General features: G+C 71.6%; 18 protein-coding genes. 11 read left to right on the forward strand and 7 right to left on the reverse strand.

From position 1 onward, the window contains the following. Nucleotides 1–104 precede the first annotated feature (104 nt). On the reverse strand, nucleotides 105–530 hold the full coding sequence (locus KSO97_RS07045; RefSeq protein ID WP_232677410.1) for a pyridoxamine 5'-phosphate oxidase family protein: 426 nt from the start codon (nucleotides 528–530) through the stop codon (nucleotides 105–107). A 5-nt stretch (nucleotides 531–535) separates the two neighbouring features. Beyond that, on the reverse strand, nucleotides 536–1,000 hold the full coding sequence (locus KSO97_RS07050) for a thioesterase family protein (protein ID WP_232677411.1): 465 nt from the start codon (nucleotides 998–1,000) through the stop codon (nucleotides 536–538). Nucleotides 1,001–1,053: 53 nt separating this feature from the next. Between KSO97_RS07050 and KSO97_RS07055 the strand changes: the two genes are divergently transcribed. Then, entirely contained in the window at nucleotides 1,054–1,872 is an 819-nt protein-coding gene (locus KSO97_RS07055) for a hypothetical protein (protein WP_232677413.1), read from the forward strand. An 18-nt stretch (nucleotides 1,873–1,890) separates the two neighbouring features. Here KSO97_RS07055 and KSO97_RS07060 read toward each other — a convergent pair whose 3' ends face one another. The 3 genes from KSO97_RS07060 to KSO97_RS07070 are packed head-to-tail and all read right to left on the reverse strand — an operon-like array spanning nucleotide 1,891 to nucleotide 5,548. Further along, on the reverse strand, nucleotides 1,891–2,796 hold the full coding sequence (locus tag KSO97_RS07060) for an alpha/beta hydrolase (RefSeq protein ID WP_232677414.1): 906 nt from the start codon (nucleotides 2,794–2,796) through the stop codon (nucleotides 1,891–1,893). Beyond that, on the reverse strand, nucleotides 2,793–4,484 hold the full coding sequence (locus tag KSO97_RS07065; RefSeq protein ID WP_232677415.1) for a DUF3556 domain-containing protein: 1,692 nt from the start codon (nucleotides 4,482–4,484) through the stop codon (nucleotides 2,793–2,795). The genes KSO97_RS07060 and KSO97_RS07065 overlap by 4 nt, the downstream gene beginning before the upstream one ends. A gap of 8 nt (nucleotides 4,485–4,492) precedes the next feature. Continuing rightward, nucleotides 4,493–5,548: an alcohol dehydrogenase catalytic domain-containing protein gene (locus KSO97_RS07070; RefSeq protein WP_232677416.1), complete on the reverse strand. Its 1,056-nt coding sequence runs from the start codon at nucleotides 5,546–5,548 to the stop codon at nucleotides 4,493–4,495. Between the two features lie 55 nt (nucleotides 5,549–5,603). Here KSO97_RS07070 and KSO97_RS07075 point away from each other — a divergent pair, with 55 nt between their 5' ends. Then, nucleotides 5,604–7,523 carry an NAD(P)/FAD-dependent oxidoreductase gene (locus KSO97_RS07075; RefSeq protein ID WP_232677417.1) on the forward strand — a complete coding sequence of 640 codons (1,920 nt, stop codon included), beginning with the start codon at nucleotides 5,604–5,606 and terminating at the stop codon, nucleotides 7,521–7,523. Further along, nucleotides 7,520–8,110, forward strand: a complete 591-nt coding sequence (locus tag KSO97_RS07080) for a TetR/AcrR family transcriptional regulator (RefSeq protein WP_232677418.1) — start codon at nucleotides 7,520–7,522, stop codon at nucleotides 8,108–8,110. The genes KSO97_RS07075 and KSO97_RS07080 overlap by 4 nt, the downstream gene beginning before the upstream one ends. On the opposite strand, the gene KSO97_RS07085 is transcribed toward KSO97_RS07080, so the two are convergent. Next, nucleotides 8,095–8,886, reverse strand: a complete 792-nt coding sequence (locus KSO97_RS07085; protein ID WP_232677419.1) for an SDR family oxidoreductase — start codon at nucleotides 8,884–8,886, stop codon at nucleotides 8,095–8,097. The two genes, KSO97_RS07080 and KSO97_RS07085, sit on opposite strands and share 16 nt — an antisense overlap. Nucleotides 8,887–9,036: 150 nt before the next feature. Here KSO97_RS07085 and KSO97_RS07090 point away from each other — a divergent pair, with 150 nt between their 5' ends. After that, a complete protein-coding gene (locus KSO97_RS07090) occupies nucleotides 9,037–9,807 on the forward strand; it encodes a S9 family peptidase (RefSeq protein WP_232677420.1) in 771 nt (256 codons plus the stop codon). A 291-nt stretch (nucleotides 9,808–10,098) separates the two neighbouring features. On the opposite strand, the gene KSO97_RS07095 is transcribed toward KSO97_RS07090, so the two are convergent. Next, the gene (locus KSO97_RS07095; RefSeq protein ID WP_232677421.1) at nucleotides 10,099–11,802 is read right to left on the reverse strand and encodes a dolichyl-phosphate-mannose--protein mannosyltransferase; all 1,704 of its coding nucleotides are present in this window, start codon (nucleotides 11,800–11,802) and stop codon (nucleotides 10,099–10,101) included. Nucleotides 11,803–11,824: 22 nt separating this feature from the next. On the opposite strand from KSO97_RS07095, the gene rsmI reads away from it, so the two are divergent. The 7 genes from rsmI to KSO97_RS07135 all read left to right on the forward strand — a co-directional run bounded on the left by rsmI (nucleotide 11,825) and on the right by KSO97_RS07135 (nucleotide 19,672). Continuing rightward, entirely contained in the window at nucleotides 11,825–12,685 is an 861-nt protein-coding gene (rsmI, locus tag KSO97_RS07100) for a 16S rRNA (cytidine(1402)-2'-O)-methyltransferase (protein WP_232677423.1), read from the forward strand. Then, nucleotides 12,682–13,569, forward strand: a complete 888-nt coding sequence (locus KSO97_RS07105) for an alpha/beta fold hydrolase (protein ID WP_232677425.1) — start codon at nucleotides 12,682–12,684, stop codon at nucleotides 13,567–13,569. The genes rsmI and KSO97_RS07105 overlap by 4 nt, the downstream gene beginning before the upstream one ends. Then, entirely contained in the window at nucleotides 13,566–14,474 is a 909-nt protein-coding gene (locus KSO97_RS07110) for a TatD family hydrolase (RefSeq protein WP_232677426.1), read from the forward strand. Before KSO97_RS07105 ends, KSO97_RS07110 begins: the two co-directional genes overlap by 4 nt. Nucleotides 14,475–14,735: 261 nt before the next feature. After that, complete coding sequence (locus tag KSO97_RS07115; RefSeq protein WP_269782142.1) at nucleotides 14,736–15,965, forward strand: resuscitation-promoting factor; 1,230 nt, start codon at nucleotides 14,736–14,738, stop codon at nucleotides 15,963–15,965. A gap of 68 nt (nucleotides 15,966–16,033) precedes the next feature. Beyond that, complete coding sequence (rsmA, locus tag KSO97_RS07125) at nucleotides 16,034–16,921, forward strand: 16S rRNA (adenine(1518)-N(6)/adenine(1519)-N(6))-dimethyltransferase RsmA (protein ID WP_232677428.1); 888 nt, start codon at nucleotides 16,034–16,036, stop codon at nucleotides 16,919–16,921. Continuing rightward, nucleotides 16,918–17,874 (forward strand): 4-(cytidine 5'-diphospho)-2-C-methyl-D-erythritol kinase, encoded by a 957-nt coding sequence (locus KSO97_RS07130; RefSeq protein WP_232677430.1) that lies wholly within the window; start codon nucleotides 16,918–16,920, stop codon nucleotides 17,872–17,874. The genes rsmA and KSO97_RS07130 overlap by 4 nt, the downstream gene beginning before the upstream one ends. Continuing rightward, on the forward strand, nucleotides 17,867–19,672 hold the full coding sequence (locus KSO97_RS07135; RefSeq protein ID WP_232677431.1) for an ABC-F family ATP-binding cassette domain-containing protein: 1,806 nt from the start codon (nucleotides 17,867–17,869) through the stop codon (nucleotides 19,670–19,672). The genes KSO97_RS07130 and KSO97_RS07135 overlap by 8 nt, the downstream gene beginning before the upstream one ends. Nucleotides 19,673–19,708: the final 36 nt, after the last annotated feature.

Genomic DNA, 19,708 nt, shown 5'->3' on the forward strand with positions numbered 1-19,708 from the left:
GCTCGGCGTGGCCGGGGTGCACTGCTCCGCGTCGTCGATGAGGCAGAGGATCTGACGAGCGGACTGACGGGGGCGGGTTCGGCGTGCGTCGGGCCCGCCCTCCCTCAGGCTCGAGCGAGCAGCCCGGCCGACGCCAAGAAGCGGTCTATCTCGATGCGGATCGCGACGCGCTCCGGGTTGGGCTGGGGGGTGCGGTACCGAGAGGCGTAGCGGTCGCAGGCTCGCTCGATCTCGGCCGGATCCTCGGTGACGCGTGCGCGGCCCTCCAGCGTCGACCACCGACCACCGTCCACGGCGCCCGCCGAGACCAGGGCGCCGGGGCCGGCGTCACGCAGGTTCGCCGCCTTGCGCGAGCCGCCGCGGGTGATCACCCACGCGCACTGCTGCTCGAGATCCAGGGCGACCCCGACCGGCACCAGGTGAGGACGCCCGTCGGGTCGCAGCGTGGTGAGCATGCAGAGGTGCCGCTCGGTCCAGAACTCCAGCAGGGCCGGGGGGACGTCGTCCCACCGGGGCACCCATGACGGCATCTGCGTCAGCCCCGCAGTGCGACGCGGGGACCGAGGTAGCGCTCGAGTGCCGCGCGCATCTGATCGCTGATCTCCCACGACGCCTGGGCCTCGGCATCCCAGAAGACCAGGGTCGTGTCGGCGATCAGCGCCGGCTCGTGGTCGGGAGCCACGCGCATCTCGGTGGAGACGCTGAAGGAGGTGCGACCGATCCCCGAGACCCACAGCCGCACCAGGAAGGGCTGGAACGGCGCGAACCGCATCTCCGCGTGGTAGTCGACCCGCTGGCCGCCGACCAGCTCCGCGACGCCCGACGGCATGTCGCAGAGCAGGCCGGTGCGCACCGGCTGGTGCGGCAGCGGTGCGAACCGGAAGAACTGGATCCGCGCCTCGTCGATGATGCGCATCGCCTCGATGTTGTCCACGTGCCCGCCGAGATTGATGTCGCGGAAACGCGCCTGGATCTCGCAGTCGAACAGCTCACCGGTCATGGCGGCGATCCTCGCAGGTGCGAGGACGCCGCACCGGTGCGGGATACTCCGGCATGCTCCGGACCCTCGCCGCCCCGTCGATCGCTGCCCTCGCGGCCCTCTCCCTCGCACTGCCGGCGGTCGCGGCCGACGTCGAGCATCGTGAGTCGACCCCCACCTCGCAACGCATCGGTCGCGTCGTCGCGCAGGACTGCAAGAACCTCGCCGTCACCGTCGAGTTGAACGCCGGGCAGAAACGCCGCGCCGCCGCGATGCTGCCCCGCGGTTTCAGGCTGACCTCCGAGCCGACACTGCTCGTGGAGAGCTCGACGTGCCGAACCGCCACCGTGGACGGCGTCCGCATCGGCCGGTTCTCGCTCTCGGAGTCGGCCCTCTCGATCGTCGCCCCGCACCCGATCACCTCGAGCGTGATGACAGAGCGATCGGCGGAGAACATCTTCATGCTCAGCCAGCTCGACACGAACCGACGGCTCTCCGGCTTCAAGGCCGGGGTCGGCTACCGGTCCGAGGTCACCGACATCGAGATCGACCTCGGCAACCCCCTGCTGCCCCGGACGGCGACCGCCACCGCCGGGGGCACGCTCGCGCCGTCTCACGTGGAGTCGCAGCTGACTCCGTCACTGCCCGACGGCGTGCGGATCCCGAATCCGGGCGTGGTCTACAAGCTCTGGACCCGCGACGACCGCGGCCGCGACGTGGTGACGACCAACTCCAACTTCTCCCTCGGCAACGTCGCGGTCGGCTTCGGCACCGTGCATGTCGAGCGCGGGACCCGCCTCTTCCGTCTGCTCGGTGGCGCCACGGCGTCGGGCTTCTCGTTCTCGGGCAGCGCCACCCGCTTCGTCAACGACACCCACCGCTTCGCGCGCTGAGGAGACGCTCGGGATCTCTCAGAGATGGGTCCGCAGGTGCCCGCACAGCGAGGCGTGGAATCGCTGGGCGACGCGCGCCTGCGGGGCGATCTGGTCGAACGCGTGGAACGCTCCCGGCGCGACGTGCAGATCGGTGGCGACGCCGGCCGAGCGGAGCCGCTCCGCGAACGCGAGGTCCTCGTCGTGGAAGAGGTCGCGGTCGCCCACGCCGACCCAGGTCGGGGGGAGGCCGGCGAGATCCGTGCGTCGCCCGGGCGCCGCGACCTCGGGATCCGCCCCGCCGAGGTAGGACCTCCAGCCGGCGACGTTGTCGCGTGCCGACCACACGAGGTGGCCGGCCGGCTCGGTCGCACGAGTGGTGCGGTCGTCGAGCATCGGATAGACGAGTCCGAGCGCGGCCGGCGTCACCTCGCCGCGATCGCGGGCGGTCAGGGCGGTCGCGGCCGCCAGGAGGCCGCCGGCGCTCGCCCCGGCGACGGCGATGCGCGCGGGGTCCGCCCACGGCTGCCGTGCCGTCCACAGCAGCGCGGAGTAGCAGTCCTCCACGGGCGCGGGGAACGGGTGCTCCGGCGCCAACCGGTAGTCGACGGCGACGACCACGGCGCCGACGTCGGCCGCGAGTCGTCGTGCGTAGCGATCCTCCTGCACCGCGGCCCCGATCACCGTGCCGCCGCCGTGGATCCACAGCAGCGCGGCCTGGCGTTCGCCGGGCGCAGTCGTCGTGGGTCGGTGCACGCGGACCGAGACCGCGTCGCTCACCGGATGGGACTCGACCCCGGACAGGCCGGCGAAGCGGAAGGCCACGCCCGTCGCGCCGCGCAGGAGCGGCAGGGTGCGGGGAAGGCCGAGGCCACGCGGGAGCACACGGCCGACCCGACGCAGCTCCGGGTCGAGCGTCGCGAGCAGGTCCCGTCGGGCGCTCATCGAGACGGGCTCACGGCGTCAGGATGCACGGGCACGTCCTCGTCGATCGGTTGGCGCTCGACCAGGTCGGCGACGCGCACGTGGCCGCGCTCGATCTCACCACTGGCGACGTCGAAGAGCCGGTAGCGCTGGGTCCCGCGGTGGAACGGCTGCGATTCCAGGAACACCACGCGCACCTCGCCCGGCTCGAAGTGACAGCGAGCCTGGAGAGCGGCCGCCAGCTGCTCGTGGTGCAGATGGCCGTCGCCGAAGTTCCAGCCGAGAGCGGTGCCGGCCACCAGCTCGCCGTCGAGGGCGAGGTACTCCTCGTGCTCGGGGCCGCAGGCGCGTGGCACCAGCGACCACAGCGCGCGGCCGTGCGGGTGGAAGCTGCGGAACGCGTACCCGAGATGGAGCGGCACCAGCGCCTCGTCCATCGACCCGTAGACCTTCTCCAACTGTTGATGCGGCATCAGGGACGCCTTGACGACGCCGGCGTCGAAGCGGTCCAGGGCCTTGCCGCGGAAGCACCAGACCGACGACGCCCAGTTCCCCGCGTAGTAGCGCATGGACGGGAGGAAGGAGACCTTCTCGGGCAGCAGGTTGCCGACCACGACCGACCCGAGGACGCACCCGACCAGGGCCGCGACCAGGGCCGGTTGCGTCAGGTCGCCGACGCCGGCGTCGGCATGCCCGACGAACAGCACCCCGATGCCGAGGATCATGAAGACGTTCCACTCCAGCGGAACGCCCATCGGGAAGCTGGAGATGATGTGCAGGTGGAAGGCGATCATCGCGATCGCCGCTCCGGCGGTGACCGGCCCGCCGTCGCTCAGCAGCAGGATCAGCGGTAGCCCGTATTCGACGACGGTGCCGCCATGCGCCAGCGCCTTCGAGACGCGGGAGGGGCGGAGGTCTTCGGGGAAGTCGCGGTGGAAGGCGCGCTTGATGCGCGGGCTGCGCCACACGGGGCTGTTGCTCTCCATCGCGGCGACGACGAACGGGAAGTGCCGGTTCAGCTTCGACGTCGCAGCTCCCCACCAGATGACGACGAACAGCAGCTTGGCGGCGATCACCGGGTCCTGAGCGGTGAGCAGGTACGTCAGGGCCAGCGGTGCGTAGACCTCCGAGCGGGCCGCCAGGAAGATCGCCTTGTCGCGCAGGCCGATCAGGGCCAGGAGCGCGAGTGGCAGGATCACCTGCCACTCGGGCAGCGCTCCCCAAGCCGCCCACGCGAGGCTGACGACGAAGGCGGCGTAGAGCGCGACGTCGACCGGGCCGCGGCGGTCGCCCGCGGTGAGCGGCACCTGACGCGGCCACGGGGCGAGGCGGATGGTGCCCGGGCGCAACCAGTACAGGAACGCACCCATGGGCGGGATGAACCGCAGGTTCAACGGGCCGAACCCGCAGCCCAGCCCCAGCACCTCGAAGAGCATCGTCCAGAGCACGAACTTGTAGAGGACGGTCGGGTCGGTGCCCCAGTCGCCGACGGCGAACGCACCGTCGATGCCCGGCGTCGAGAGCACCAGCACCCAGCCGACCGCGGCGTAGACGACGATCTTGAGCAGGTAGAAGACGATCAGCACGTCGGGCGAGCCGAAGCCGTGCTCGGCGAAGTGGCGGGCCATCGGCCGCATCCGCTCCTGGCGCGGCAGCGCATGCCAGGAGTCGTGGTCGACGACGGGCAGGTTCGGTTGCAGGAATCCCATGTCGCCGATCACCTGGCCCGATCGGCTGCCGGCATGCGGAGGACCGCCTTGACCACCTCGGCGCTGCGGGCCGCGACGGCGGCGTAGGCCTCGGCGGCGTCGGCGAGATCGTAGGAGTGGGTGAAGATGCCGTCGGTGCGGATGCGCCGGTCTGTCACACGCGGGACGAGATCCGCCCAGGTGCGCTGCACCGGCGCCGTCGTCATCTGGAGACTGATACTGCGGAAGACGCCCATGAGCACCGGCAGCGGGTAGGGGTCGAGGTTGTGGACGCCGATCACCGAGATGGTGCCGGCTGCACGCACCGCTCCGAACGCCTGGTTCAGGGAGGCGTCGGTTGCCACCGCGTCGATCACCGAGTCCACCCCCAGCCCCTCGGTGCGCTCGAGCACGGCACCGAGCACCGTCTCCGGGGTGTCGCCCTCGACCGGTACGGCGCCGAATTCGGTGGCACGCTCGCGTCGACCGGCCACGGGGTCTGCCGCCAGCACTCGACCGGCACCCTGGGCGAGGGCGGCACGCACGGCGCAGAGCCCGACCGCTCCGAGGCCGAGCACCAGCACGTCGTCGCCCGGCGTGATCGCGGCACGCTGCGCGCCGACCCACCCGGTCGCGAGATTGTCGGTGAGGAGGAGCGCCGCCTCGTCGTCGACGCCGTCCGGGATCGTGAGCAGGTTGAAGTCGGCCGCGGGGACGGCGAGCAGCTCGCTCTGGGCGCCCCCGAGCGCGCCGGACCCGAAGACCTGCGCACCGTCGCGGCATCGCACCGGGTCGGAGGTGGCGCATCCGGGGCAGGCGCCGCAGCCGGCCACCGAGGAGACCATCACCCGGTCGCCCACCCGCACCCGTGTCACCTCCGATCCGACCGCGATCACCGTGCCGACGGCCTCGTGCCCCAGTGCCACCGGGAAGAGCGGCAGGTCGCCGTCGTAGAAGTGCAGATCCGACCCGCAGATAGCCGCCAGGTGCACTTCGACGACCGCGGCGTCAGGAGCGGGGCCACCCGGATCCGGGACTGTGTCGACGCTGATCCGACCCGGCGCGTGGGCTACGACCGAAAGCATGAGCGGCAACCTAGGCGTGTAGACACTTGCTGACAAGTGTGTACTGTCCCGTGACGTGCGCAACTCTCACGCGGGACAGCCCTTCGATGTCACCGAGGTCTCCGACCAGCAGCTGACGGCGCTGCTCGAGGACGTCTCGGTGCCGGCGCTGCTCGCGTCGTGCCTCCACCTGGTCTCGCCGGCGCGACGAGCCGAGCTGCTGGCGGGCGAGCTGCGGCCGCAGGGCCTGTTCATCAACGAGGTCCAGGGCTTCATGACGCCGGAGCAGCAGCAGGCCGGGAGGGAGCTCGCGCACTCGATCCTGTGCGACTACCGAGACCGCGGGTGTCCCGAGCCCGAACCTCTCTCCGCCGCGGACCTGCACGCCATCATGGGGTGGCTGGCCGTCGAGCCGGTCCCTGATGAGTACCTGCCCATGCTCCTGGAGGAACTGGGATTCGACGGTGTCGACCACCGTGCACCAGCCCCCGTCCCTCACGCCGAGCACTACCCGGTCGTCGTGGTGGGTGCGGGGATGTCGGGCGTCCTGGCCGCGATCCGACTGGAGCAGGCGGGCTTCCCCTACGTGGTCCTGGAGAAGAACGACGGCGTCGGCGGCACGTGGTGGGAGAACACCTACCCGGGTGCCCGGGTCGATGTGGCCAGCCACTTCTACTCCTACAGCTTCGAGCCGGGGGACCACTGGAGCGAGTTCTTCTCCCGCCAGCCCGAGCTGCAGGCCTACTTCGCGCGGGTCGCCGCCGAGCACGGCGTCCTCGACAAGATCCGCTTCGGTGCGCAGGTCGAGGGGGCCGACTGGGACGAGGAGAGCGGTACCTGGCAGGTGCGACTGGCCTCGGGCGAGGTCGTCGTCGGCCGGGCGCTGGTGGCCGCGGTCGGACAGCTGAACCGGCCGCAGGTACCCGAGTTCGCCGGTGAGTTCGCCGGCCCGGCATTCCACACGGCCCGGTGGAGGCACGACGTCGACCTGCGTGGCAAGCGTGTGGTGATGATCGGTGCGGGCGCCACCGGGTTCCAGATCGCCCCCGCGATCGCCGACGACGTCGCCAGTCTCACCGTCATCCAGCGCACGGCGCAGTGGATGTTCCCCAACGCCGGCTACCACGATGTCGTGGGGCCCGGTGTCGCCTGGGCGACGCGCCACGTGCCCTTCTACGGGCGCTGGTTCCGCTTCCTCGTGATGTGGCCGATGTGCGACACCGGGCTGGCCGCGGCGAAGGTCGATCCGGCCTGGGGGCCGCAGGAGCGGTCCGTCAGCGAGGTCAGCGAGATGGTGCGCGGCATGTTCACCGAGTGGATCGCCAGTCAGGTCGGCGACGACGAGGCGCTGCTCGCGCAGGTCGTTCCGGACTACCCCCCGACGGGGAAGCGCACCCTCCAGGACAACGGCTCCTGGCTCCGCACGTTGCGCCGCGATCACGTGCGACTGGTCCGTGCGGGGGTCGACCGGTTGACTCCGGGCGGCGTCGTCGACACCGACGGCGTCGAGCACCCTGCCGACGTCGTCGTCTTCGCCACGGGGTTCGCCTACAACGACTTCCTGGTGCCCTTGGCCATCCGCGGCCGCGACGCCGTCGACCTGCACGATTCCTGGGGCGGGCATCCCGGCGCGCACCTCGGCGTGACGGTCGCCGGTTTCCCCAACCTCTTCCTGCTGTTCGGACCTGGGACGAACTTCGCCGGGGGCAGCAGCATCGTCTTCGGATCCGAGTGCGCCGTGAACTTCACCATGGCCTGCCTGACGCGGTTGGCGCAGGGCGAGCACCGTGCGGTCGAGGTCACGGCCGCGGCCTATGCGGAGTACGACCGCCGGCTGCAGGCCGAGATGCGCACGATGGTGTGGTCATCTCCCCACATCGAGCACAACTACTACCGCAACGAGCACGGCGAGGTGCGGGGAGTGAACCCCTTCCGCTTCGTCGACTACTGGCGGTGGACCCAGGGGCCGGCCGACGAGGACTACGACCTCCGGTGATCCGGCCCGTCGCCGCACGCGATCGCATCCTCCGTGCCGCGGAGACCTGTCTGCGTCGCGACGGGATCCGGCGGACGACGGTCGCCGCCGTCGCCGACGAGGCCGGTCTCTCGCGCGCGTACGTCTACCGGTTCTTCGCCGACAAGCCGACCCTGCTCTCGGCCGCCCTGATCCGGCGTGACGAGGAGTTCTGGCTGGCGGCGCGGCTGCGGGTCGCGGGCGCGGCGAGCATCGCGGAGATGATCGCCGAGGCCGTGTTGCTCTCCCGGGCCTCGCCGCTCGGGCCGCTCGCACTCGAGCTCGCGGAGCGCGAGCCGGAGGCCTTCGCCGAGGTGGTGGGCACCTACGTGCACGAGGTGGTGCCCGGGCTCTCCGACTTCTGGATCCGCCAGCTCGAGGAGGCCGCCGGGCGTGGGCTGCTCCGTGACGAGCTCGACATCGAGGTCACCGCAGAGTGGGTCGTCCGGATCGTGGTGTCCCTGGTCGGCGTCCCGGGGCGCAGGGTCGACGTCGACGATCGCGAGGAGCTGGTGGAGTTCCTGCGGACCTACGTCGCTCCGGCGTTGGAAGGTCAGCCGCGGCGTTGACGTCGGTCACCCACGCGGCGGATGCCGCCGAGGATGCTCAGCCCGACCGACGGGGTGACGTCCAGGGAGCGCACGAGCGCCCCGCGCCAGCGGGGCACGACCCGGAACAGCTGGCGGCTCTCCAGGAGCGCGAGGCCCGCCGCCGCGACGTCGTCCTCGGCCAGCGGTCTCGGGCCCGAGAAGAGGAGTGCGGCGCCGGGGTCGTGCGCTCGATCGGCGACCATCGCCGTACCGACGACGTCGGGGCACAGCGCGCGGGCCCGGATCGGGAGCCCGGCGTGGTGCAGGTCGCCCTGCAGCGACGTCGTGAAGGACAGCACCGCCGCCTTGGTGGCTGCGTAGAGCGCGAGGCCGGGCACGGGCATCAGCGCAGAGATCGAGGCGACGTTGAGGATCGCGCCGCCGTCGGAGCCCATCGCCCGCACGGCGGCGGCCGAGCCGGCCATCACGCCGCGGATGTTCACATCGAGGATCGCGGTGAGCTGGTCGTCACCGTGCTCCCAGCTGCTGCCGGCGAGCAGGATGCCGGCGTTGTTGACCCAGACGGCGACGCTGCCGAGTTCGGCTGCCTCGGCGGCGACCTCACGGTGGGACGCGACGTCGCGGACGTCCTGGGCGAGCCCGATGGCGCCGCGACCGATGTCGGCGGCGGCGCGACGCGCGGAGTCGCCGTCGATGTCGGTCAGCACGACGCGATGACCGGCGTCGGCCAGCCGACGCGCGAAGGCGAGTCCGATGCCCCGTCCCGCGCCTGTCACGACTGCGCTGGTGGCCACGGCCGACGATCCTAGCGGCGGGCGTCGGGACGGCCCGGTGGCATCACGGTGCGCCGTCGCCGGTGAGGGGATGTTCGGATGGCTCACCTACAGTGGGCGCCGTCCACGCCACCCCCGCGCCGACTGCTGATGAGAGGGCACACCACCACCATGCGTTCGGAGTTCCGGCTCGCGATCGTGGCACTGCTCGCCGCGCTCGTCGTGACGATCACCGTGGCGCCGTCGGGTGAGACCGCGGGCCGCGTGGTGCGCAGTCAGCTCGCCGGCGAGAACGTCCGGCTCACCCTGCCCACCGGGTCGGGCGACCCCCGTGGGCTCGTCATCTGGTTCCACGGACAGGGCGGCAACGTCAACGACCGGATCGACGGCCCGTGGCTCGGCGCGCTCGTGCGCAACGGCTACGCCATCGCCTCCTCCGACTTCCACCTCCAGTCGTGGGGGAACCCGGAGTCCACCGAGGACGCCACCCTCCTCATCGACTGGGCACGCCAGCAGATCGACGCCCCGATCGTGCTGTGGGTCTCGGGCTCCATGGGCGGCGCGGTGTCGCTGAACGCCCTCGTGCACGGCGTCGAGCCGCCGCCGTGCTGGTACGGCGTCAAGCCCGCGATCAACCTGCGCAAGATGGGCAACGTGCCCACGGCCACCCGCTACATCGGCGAGGCCTACGACGGCGAGGTGCCCGCCGACCGCAACCCGATCGACAACCTCGATCGTCTCCCTGACGACGTCCGCTACCGCGTGGTGGCCTCCGAGGGCGACGATTGGGTTCCGATCTTCCAGAACGCCGGCCCGCTGGTCAGCACGCTGGAGGAGCGCGGCGCCGAGGCCTCCTACTTCCTCGCCGAGGGTCCGCACATGGACCCGTCCCACTGGGACGCCGCCGACCTCGTCGCCTTCGCCGACTCCTGCGCGGAGTAGGTCCGCCGGCGCCGCCGGAGGGTGAGCGCCTCACCGGTGGTCGAGCTTGTCGAGACCCTCGCGACCGGTGGTCGAGCTTGTCGAGACCCTCGCGACCGGTGGTCGAGCTTGTCGAGACCCTCGCGACCGGTGGTCGAGCTTGTCGAGACCCTCGCGACCGGTGGTCGAGCTTGTCGAGACCCTCGCTGGGTTTCGAGACGCGGGTGGACACTTTGTTCCTCAGTGTCCACCAGCTCCTCAACCTCCTCGCGCTACGCGCCCGCTCCTTCGTCGCGGGCGCTGCGCTCGGACTCAGATCCAGCGGTGGAACCACATCCGGTCGAGCCAGCCATCGCGGGTGATCACCTCATAGCTGAGGATCGGGTAGAAGTAGGCGAAGTTGGCGACGACGAGCACGGTGAAGGCGCCGGCGGCGACCACGCCCGCCGTGCGCCGTCGCGACGGCGCGGGATCGGGCCCGATCAGACGGCCGAGCACCAGGGTGATGGCCAGGATCGTGAACGGCAGGCACGCGATCGCGTAGAAGTAGAAGATCGGCCGGTCGTCGTAGAGCAGCCAGGGCAGCCACGTCGAGCCGGCACCGACGACGGCCAGGCCGTAGCGCCAGTCGCGCGTGCCGACCCAGAGGAACGCGGCCGCGATGAGGGCCAGCGCGCCGCCCCACCACAGGATCGGAGTGCCGATCAACAGCACCTGGCGGTAGCAGGTGCTGTCCTCGGCGGCCGTGCAGCCCTGCTCGCCCGGCTCGACCTCCAGGTCGGTGGCCACCCCGACGGGGCGGTTGATCAGCAGCCAGCCCGACGGTGACGACTGGTAGGTGTGACTGCTGCAGTTCAGGTAGTGGGTGTGGAAGGTGTAGACGTCGCGGTGATAGGCCCACAGCGACCTCAGTGACTGCACCAGCTCGGCGGGGCCGCTCGCGTCCGGTTCCGTCGCCGTCGGCCAGCGACGGGTCGGATCGGTCTCGTGGTCGGTGGTGCGGTCCTCGCCCTCGCCGACGCACGGCCGTTCGGCGACGAACTGGGTGTACTGCGTGGAGGAGAGATACTCCTCGTACTCGCCCGCGTTGGCCAGCCACGCCGTCCACGACGCGACATAGACCACGACGGCCACGAGCACGAGCTGGGCGAACGCCGGGACGCCGTCGACCAGCGCGCTTCGCAGGACGGCGCGGCGCACGCCGAAGGAGCGTCGGGCCCCGGCGCTCCAGAGCCACACCAGCAGACCGAACGCCGCGAGCGGGTAGGCGGCCGTCCACTTGGTGCCCAGCGCGAGGCCGAAGCAGAGCCCGGCGGTGAGTAGCCAGGGGCGCACGAGCAGGCCGCGGACGGGTCCCCAGTCGCCCTGGCCGGGAGGCTCGTCCGGGTCGATCAGCCGCGCCATCCGCGCGCGATGCCAATCACGGTCGGCCACCAGGCACGAGACGCCGCACAGCAGGAAGAACGCCAGGAAGATGTCGAGCAACGCCAGTCGGGAGAGCACGAAGTGGAGCCCGTCGAAGGCGAGCAACAGCCCTGCCAGGCACCCGAGCAGCGTCGAACCGGTGAGCCGCCGAGCGAGTCGGCACAGCACCAGCACCATCAGCGACCCGATGACCACGGCCGCGATGCGCCAGCCGAACGGGTCCATGCCGAACGCCTTCTCCCCGAGCGCGATCAGCCACTTGCCGACCTCGGGGTGCACCTCCATGGAGGGACCGTCGCCCCAGAGGTCGGTCGTCCGACCGTCGATGATCGCGTCGTTGACCGGCACCCCGTCGACGTCGGCGAGGTAGTTCCGCACGTAGCCGTTCTGGAGCAGCGACCAGGCGTCCTTGGCGTAGTAGGTCTCGTCGAAGGAGAACCGGTCGGGCGTGCCGAGGCGCCACACGCGCATGCAGAAGGCCAGCAGGGCGATCCCGACGGGCACCAGCCAGCCGAGCAGCCGGTCGCCGCGACGGCCGAGACCGTGCGCGCGCGACGTCGCGCGCTGCCAGGCGTCGGGGATCGCACTCACGCGGGGACTCTACGATCACCTCATGGTGGACGGCGTGACCGGCAAGGCGGAGGGAGGCGTCTTGGTGCTCGCGGCGACGCCGATCGGGCGTCCCGACGACGCTCCGCCTCGTCTCGCGGTGGAGCTGGCCGCCGCCGACGTGATCGCCGCCGAGGACACCCGCCGGCTGAACCGGCTCTGCAGCGACCTCGACATCACCCTGTCGGGACGGGTGGTCTCCTACTTCGAGGGCAACGAGCACGCCCGCACGCCCGCGCTTCTGGAGGCGCTCGAAGCGGGGCAACGGGTGGTGCTGGTGACCGACGCCGGGATGCCGAGCGTGTCCGACCCCGGCTACCGGATCGTCGCGGCCGCCGTCGCCGCCGACATCCGGGTGACGTCGGTGCCGGGCCCGAGCGCGGTGCTCACCGCGCTCGCGGTCAGCGGACTCCCGGTCGACCGTTTCTGCTTCGAGGGGTTCCTGCCTCGCAAGGCGGGCGAACGCGCACGCCGCCTGACCGAGCTCGCCGACGAGCGACGCACGATGGTCTTCTTCGAGGCTCCCCACCGCACCGAGGCGGCGCTGGCCGCGATGGCGCAGGTCTGGGGCGAGGGCCGCGCGGGCGCGGTGTGCCGCGAGCTCACCAAGACCCACGAGGAGGTGCGTCGCGGCGGTCTCGGTGCCTTGGCCGCCTGGGCGGCTGACGGCGTGCGTGGCGAGGTCACCATCGTGGTCAGCGGGGCGCCGCACGCTCCGGCGGTGGCGACGGACGCGGACAGCCTGCGCGCGGCGGTCGCGGAGCGGGAGGATCAGGGGATGTCGCGCAAGGAGGCGATCGTCGAGGTCGCCCGCCTGGCCGGCATTCCGAAGCGCGAGGTCTACCAGGCGGTGCATGTGTCATGAGTGAGCAGACGTCCCCGATCGTCGGCGAGCCGCGGCGGATCGAGCGATTCCAGCGGGTCGGACTGACCTTCGACGTGCGTGACGAGGGGCCGATCGACGGCGCGGTGATCGTGCTGCTGCACGGCTTCCCGGAGCGCGCGTCGTGTTGGGACGCCGTCGTTCCCCAGCTGCACGAGGCCGGCTACCGCACGCTGGCCCCCGACCAGCGCGGCTACTCGCGCGGCGCGCGTCCCCAGCGCCGACGCGACTACGCCTCGCGCGAGCTCGCCCTCGACGTGATCGCCCTGATCGAGGAGGCGGCCACCGACGGCGCCCGGGTGCACCTGGTCGGACACGACTGGGGTGCGATCGTGGCGTGGGCCGTCGCGGCCGTTCGCCCGGACCTGCTCGCCTCGCTGACGGCGTTCTCCGTGCCCCACCCGCAGGCCTACCTGCGCGCCTTGGCCGGGCCGCAGCTCCCCAAGTCCTGGTACATGGCGATGTTCCAGGTGCCGTTCCTGCCCGAGCGCCTGGCCGCACGACGCGATGGCATCTTCGACCGCTTCCTGCGCATCGGCGGTATGAGCGAGGGCGAGGTGTCCCGTTTCCGCAGCGAGATGGTCGAGGACGGCGCGCTCGCGGGCGGTCTGGGCTGGTACCGGGCGATGCCGTTCATGGATCGCAGCCAGCTCGGGGTCCGCATCCAGGTGCCGACCGCGATGGTGTGGAGCGACGGCGACGGCTTCCTCGCGCGGGCCGGTGTGCTCGGCACGGAGAAGCACGTCGAGGCCGATTACCAGCTGGAGATCATCGAGGGCGTCGACCACTGGATCCCGACCCACGCGCCCGAGCGGGCCGCGGCCGCCATCCTGCGTCGGGTGGACGGCGTGGCGACCGCTTCATGAGCTCGAAGGTCCGTGGCCAGCGCGACGGCAGCCCTCCGCCGCCCGCCGAGCCGCTGCCCCATCCTGTGGTCGACAACCACTGCCACCTCGACATCGCGGCGGTGAGCGGCCTGGACGTCGCCGAGGCGCTGGCGGCTGCACGCGCGGCCGGCGTGCCGCGCATCGTGCAGATCGGCTGCGACCTGGAGGGTGCCCGCTGGGCCGTCGAAGCGGCGCGCGCGCACGAGGGACTGGTGGCGGGAGTCGCGCTGCACCCGAACGAGGCACCGCGGCTGGCGGCCCTCGGTCGGCTGGACGACGCCCTGGCCGAGATCGAGAGTCTGGCGGCGCTGGACGTCGTCCGCGCGGTGGGGGAGACCGGCCTCGACCACTTCCGCACCGGCGACGAGGGCCGGGCATCGCAGGAGGAGTCGTTCCGACGGCACATCGACCTGGCCAAGCGACTGGACAAGACGCTGGTGATCCACGACCGCGAGGCCCACGACGACGTCCTGCGCGTGCTGGACGCCGAGAGCGCGCCGTCGCGGTGGGTGATGCACTGCTTCTCCGGCGACGCCGGTTTCGCGCGGGAGTGCCTGGACCGTGGCGCTCATCTGTCGTTCGCCGGCACCGTCACCTTCAAGAACGCCGATCCCCTGCGCGAGGCGCTCGCGCTGGCACCGCGCGACCGCATCCTGGTGGAGACCGACGCGCCCTACCTCACGCCGACGCCCTTCCGCGGCCGCCCCAATGGCTCCTACCTGATCCCGTTGACGATGCGTGCGATGGCGCAGGTGCGCGGAGACGATCTCGGTGAGCTCTGCGCGGCGGTCGAGGCCAACACCTTCGCCGCCTTCGGCGGTCCCTGGGCCCCGCTGGGCGTTGACCCGTCTTCAACTGAAGACGGGTCAACGCCTGAGGCGTGACTGGTGTGACGTGTGTTACTCAAGTGAGTCCGAAGGGGTGATCCTGACCACCCGTCAGGGCTAGAAGCGCGTGTTCGGTTTGCAATCTGCAGTGAACCGCTGTTGTTGTGGACGACGTTGGCCGGGATCGGGAACCACCCGTCCGGCGCGGTCAGTAGGCCACTCGGAGCCCTCTGACGATCACCTCATGACCACCCCGGCTGGGTGGTCGGCCCGGTGATGCGCCGGCGCCCGAGGCCCGGAGAGCACGACGTTCGGAGCATGATGACCACCGATGGCCACCATCACACTTCCCCCCAGCACGACCCCGTAGACAGTCTCGGCTCGCAGCCCCCGCAGCGTGGGCTCGCCGGACGCTTCGCCGCCACCCTGGCTCACCCCCGCATCGCCCGCCTCGCGCGCAGCCGCACGGCCCTGGTCGCCCTGACGGCGACCGCCGCGCTCGCCGTCGCCGGCACCGCCTACGGCTACCAGGCGCTGAGCACGACCGTGACCATCAGCGTCGACGGGCAGGAGCGCCAGGTCTCGACCTTCGGCGACACCGTCGAGGACGTGCTCGCCTCGGAGGGCCTCGAGGTCGGTGAGCGCGACATCGTCGCGCCCGCCCTCGACGAGCCGATCGTCGACGGCTCGCTGATCAACGTGCGCTTCGCCCGCCCGCTCGACCTCACCGTCGACGGGAAGGAGTCCACCCACTGGGTGACTGCCACCAGCGTCGATGCCGCGCTCGTGCAGATCGGCCGCTCCTTCCGCGACGCCCAGCTCTCGACCAGCCGCGGCGGTCTCATCGACCGCAGCGGCCTCGAGCTCGAGGTGGTCACGCCCAAGAAGCTCACGTTCGTGATCGCCGGCCGCAAGCCGATCACCCGCACGGTGCGCGCGCTCACGGTGACCGACGCGCTGGACAAGGTCGGGGTGAAGGTGCGTGAGCACGACCGCACCGTCCCGGGCCGCAACCGCACGCTCGCCGACGGCGACAAGGTGGTCTTCACCCGCATCCGCTGGGAGCAGAAGAAGGTCAACCGCGAGCGGTTCGACGTCGACGCGATCGAGCAGGCCGACGACTCGATGACCTCGGGCACGACGTCGGTCGTGCGCGCGGGCGAGGACGGCGTGCGCAACGTCGTCTACCGCTACGTCTTCCGCAACGGCAAGCTCTTCAAGACCCACGTGCTGCGGCAGAACGTGCTGCGCGAGCCGGTCGCCGCGGTCGTCAAGGTCGGTACCGCGCCGGCCTACGCCTCCGGAAACTCGGTGTGGGATGCGCTGGCGCGCTGCGAGTCGGGTGGCAACTGGGCGATCAACACCGGCAACGGCTACTACGGCGGTCTGCAGTTCAACCCGGGTACCTGGCAGGCCTACGGCGGCAGCGGGCTGCCGCACCAGCACTCGCGCGAGGAGCAGATCCGCGTGGCCGAGCGCCTGCGCGCCGCGACCGGGGGCTACGGTTCCTGGCCCGGCTGCGCCGCCAAGCTCGGTCTCCCGCGCTGACCGAGCAGCACCACGAGGCGACGCGGACCGATCAGGGTCCGCGCGCCCGTGCTCGATACGGTGACGCCATGACGTCCGCCGGCCCCCGACTGCTGGGGCCGGCGGACGTTCGGCGTCTGGCCGCCGAGCTCGACGTCAGGCCCACCAAGCAGCGTGGCCAGAACTTCGTGATCGACGCGAACACGGTGCGTCGCATCGTCCGGGAGTCCGGCGTCGGCGCCGAGGACGTCGTGGTCGAGGTGGGCCCCGGGCTCGGTTCGCTCACGTTGGCGCTCCTCGAGGTCGCCGCGCGCGTGGTGGCCATCGAGATCGACGAGCGGCTGGCGGCCCGGTTGCCGTTCACGATCGCGGAGTACGCCCCCGAGCAGACGGGCGCGTTCGAACTGGTGACCGCCGACGCGCTGCGTGTCACCGAGCTGCCCGGCCCGCGGCCGTCCGCGCTCGTGGCGAACCTGCCCTACAACGTCTCGGTGCCGGTGCTCCTGCACCTGCTGGCGCTGCTGCCATCGCTCGAGCGGGGGCTGGTGATGGTGCAGGCCGAGGTGGCCGATCGGCTGGCCGCACGCCCGGGCTCCAAGACTTACGGCGTGCCGTCGGTGAAGGCCGCCTGGTACGCCGACGTCCGCCGTGCGGGCGCGATCGGACGCAACGTCTTCTGGCCGGCCCCCAACGTCGACTCCGGTCTGGTCGCCTGGGAGCGCCGTGACCCGCCGCCGACGACGGCGACGCGCGAGCAGGTGTTCGCGGTCGTCGATGCGGCCTTCGCCCAGCGTCGCAAGACCGTCCGTTCGGCCCTGCGGGCGGTGAACGCGGTCGAGGACGTCGACGCCGCGCTCGCCGCCGCCGGCATCGACCCGATGACCCGGGGAGAGGCGCTCGACGTGGTGCAGTTCGCCGCGATCGCGGCTGCCCTACCGCGCCCGGCAGGCGAGCCCCCGGCAGGAGCACCGGTATGAGGAGCCACGCCACTCCGGCATCGGTCCGCGTACGCGCCGCGGCCAAGGTCAATCTCCACCTCGGCGTCGGTGCCGCCCGCGAGGACGGCTTCCACCCGCTGACCACCGTGTACCAGGCGATCGGCCTGTTCGACGACGTCACGGTCGAGCGGAGCGACGTCGACCGGTTGGAGCTGCACGGCGAGAGCTGGGTCGAGACCTCCTCGATCCCGCTGGACGCGACGAACCTGGCCGCACGTGCCGCCGCGCTGCTCAGTGCTCATCACGGGCGACCGCTCCCGTCGTCGGTGTCGATCCGCAAGGCGATCCCGGTCGCCGGCGGGCTCGCCGGTGGCTCGGCAGACGGCGCCGCGACGCTGGTGGGCATCGACCGCGCGTGGGGGCTGGAGACGCCCGACGAGGTGCTCCTCGAGATGGCCGCCGACCTCGGCAGCGACGTCCCGTTCGCACTGATCGGCGGCACGGCGTTGGGCACCGGCCGCGGCGAGCTGGTCGACCCGATCGCCGACGAGGCGACCTGGTGGTGGGTCGCCGTCCCGAACCGGGTGGGGCTCTCCACCCCGCAGGTCTACGGGCACTTCGACCGGCTCTTCCCCGACGCCGACCCGGTGCCGCCCTCGGCCGACGCGCTGATCGAGGCCGTCGTCAGCGGTGAGCCGGTACGACTCGCGCGCACCCTGCACAACGATCTCCAGGCCCCCGCGGTCGATCTGCGGCCGGAGTTGGGCGAGCTGATCGACCAGGGCGAGGCTGCCGGCGCCCTACGGGGCCTGATCTCCGGATCCGGTCCCACGGTGGTCTTCCTCTGCGATGGCGCCGACGGCGCGCGCGAGGTCGCTGCGGAACTCGGCGGTGCCGGACACGACGTCGTACTGGTGGCCAACGGGCCGGTCGCCGGAGCGCATGTCGTCCACGGCCTCGCCGGGCTGGGCGAGGGGGGCGTCGATGGCTGAGGGCAACCTGCTGAACCTGGAGCGGGTCTCGAAGTCCTACGGCATCCGGCCGCTGCTGAGCGAGGTGTCGCTCGGCGTGGGCGCCGGTGACCGGATCGGCATCGTCGGGCGCAATGGCGACGGCAAGACCACGCTGCTCGAGGTGATGACGGGGATCGAGGAGCCTGACAGCGGACGCGTCTCGCGCACGCGCGGACTCCTCGTCGGCTACCTCCACCAGGGCGATGAACTCGACGACAGCCACTCCGTGCGCGACGCCGTCCTGGGTGGGCGGGCCGATCACGAGTGGGCGGCCGACCCGCGACTGCGCGAGATCGTGGCCGAGCTCCTGGCCGGGGTCGACCTCGACCGTGCGGTGCTCGGCCTCTCCGGCGGGGAGCGACGCCGTTGCGCGTTGGTGGCGCTGCTGCTCGGTGAGCACGACCTGCTCGTGCTGGACGAGCCCACCAACCACCTCGACGTCGAGGCGGTCGCCTGGCTGGCGGACCACCTGCGTCGTCGGTCGTCGGCGCTCGCGGTGGTCACCCACGACCGGTGGTTCCTCGACGCCGTGTGCGAATGGACCTGGGAGGTGCACGACGGCGTCGTCGACGTCTACGAGGGCGGATACGCCGCGTTCGTGCTCGCCAAGGCCGAGCGCACCCGTCAGGCGGCAGCGACCGAGGTCCGCCGTCAGAACCTGATGCGCAAGGAGCTGGCCTGGCTGCGCCGCGGAGCGCCCGCACGCACGTCGAAGCCCAAGTTCCGTATCGACGCCGCGAACGCGCTCATCGACGACGTTCCGCCGCCGCGCGACCGTCTCGAGCTCCAGCGATTCGCCACGCAACGGCTCGGCAAGGACGTCATCGACGTCGAGGACGTCGACCTCTTCCGCGGCGAGCGCCAGCTGCTCGACCACGCCACCTGGCGGATCGGCCCGGGCGACCGGATCGGCATCGTGGGCGTCAACGGCGCCGGCAAGACCTCGGTGTTGAACCTGCTCGCCGGCGGGCTCGCGCCCGCCGTCGGCAAGGTCCGGCACGGGCGCACGATCGCCCTCCAGCATCTGACCCAGGAGCTGGACGACCTCGACCCGCAGGGCCGTGTGCTCGACACGGTGGAGTCGATCCGCCGCGTCACCCGCACCACGGACGGGGAGATCACCGCGACGTCGATGCTCGAGCGGTTCGGTTTCACCGGCGATCGGCTGACGGCGCGCCTGGGGGACCTCTCGGGTGGTGAGCGACGCCGGTTCCAGATGCTGCGGCTGCTCCTGACCGAGCCGAACGTGCTGTTGCTCGACGAGCCCACCAACGACCTCGACATCGAGACGCTCACGGTGCTCGAGGACTTCCTCGACGGCTGGCCGGGCACCCTGATCGTCGTCTCGCACGACCGCTACTTCCTCGAGCGCGTGACCGACTCGATCTGGGCACTGCTCGGTGACGGCCAGATCTCGATGCTGCCGCGTGGTGTGGATGAGTACCTGGAGCGTCGCGAGCGCACGAGGGACGAGCGGGATCCCGTCAGGCACGACGCTCGAGCGAGCGACCCGACCGAGGAGCGACCGGGGCATCTCGAGACGCCCAAGGCCAAGGCCGGCTCAGCCGAGGAGCGTGCCGCGCGCAAGACCCTCGCTCGGCTGGACAAGCAGCTCGAGCGGCTCGCGGCCCAGGAGGCTGCGCTGAACGTCTCGCTCGCCGAGAACCTGACCGACTACGCGAAGCTGGCCGAGCTCGGCGCCGAGCTCGATGCCGTGCTGGCGGAGAAGGAGGTCGTCGAGCTGGAGTGGCTCGAGGCCGCCGAGGTGCTCGAGTAGGCCCCGCGCCATACCCCTGAGAGGTCGCGCGAACAG

This window comes from Nocardioides sp. R-C-SC26, from assembly GCF_021246465.1.
Taxonomy (GTDB): Bacteria; Actinomycetota; Actinomycetes; order Propionibacteriales; family Nocardioidaceae; genus Nocardioides.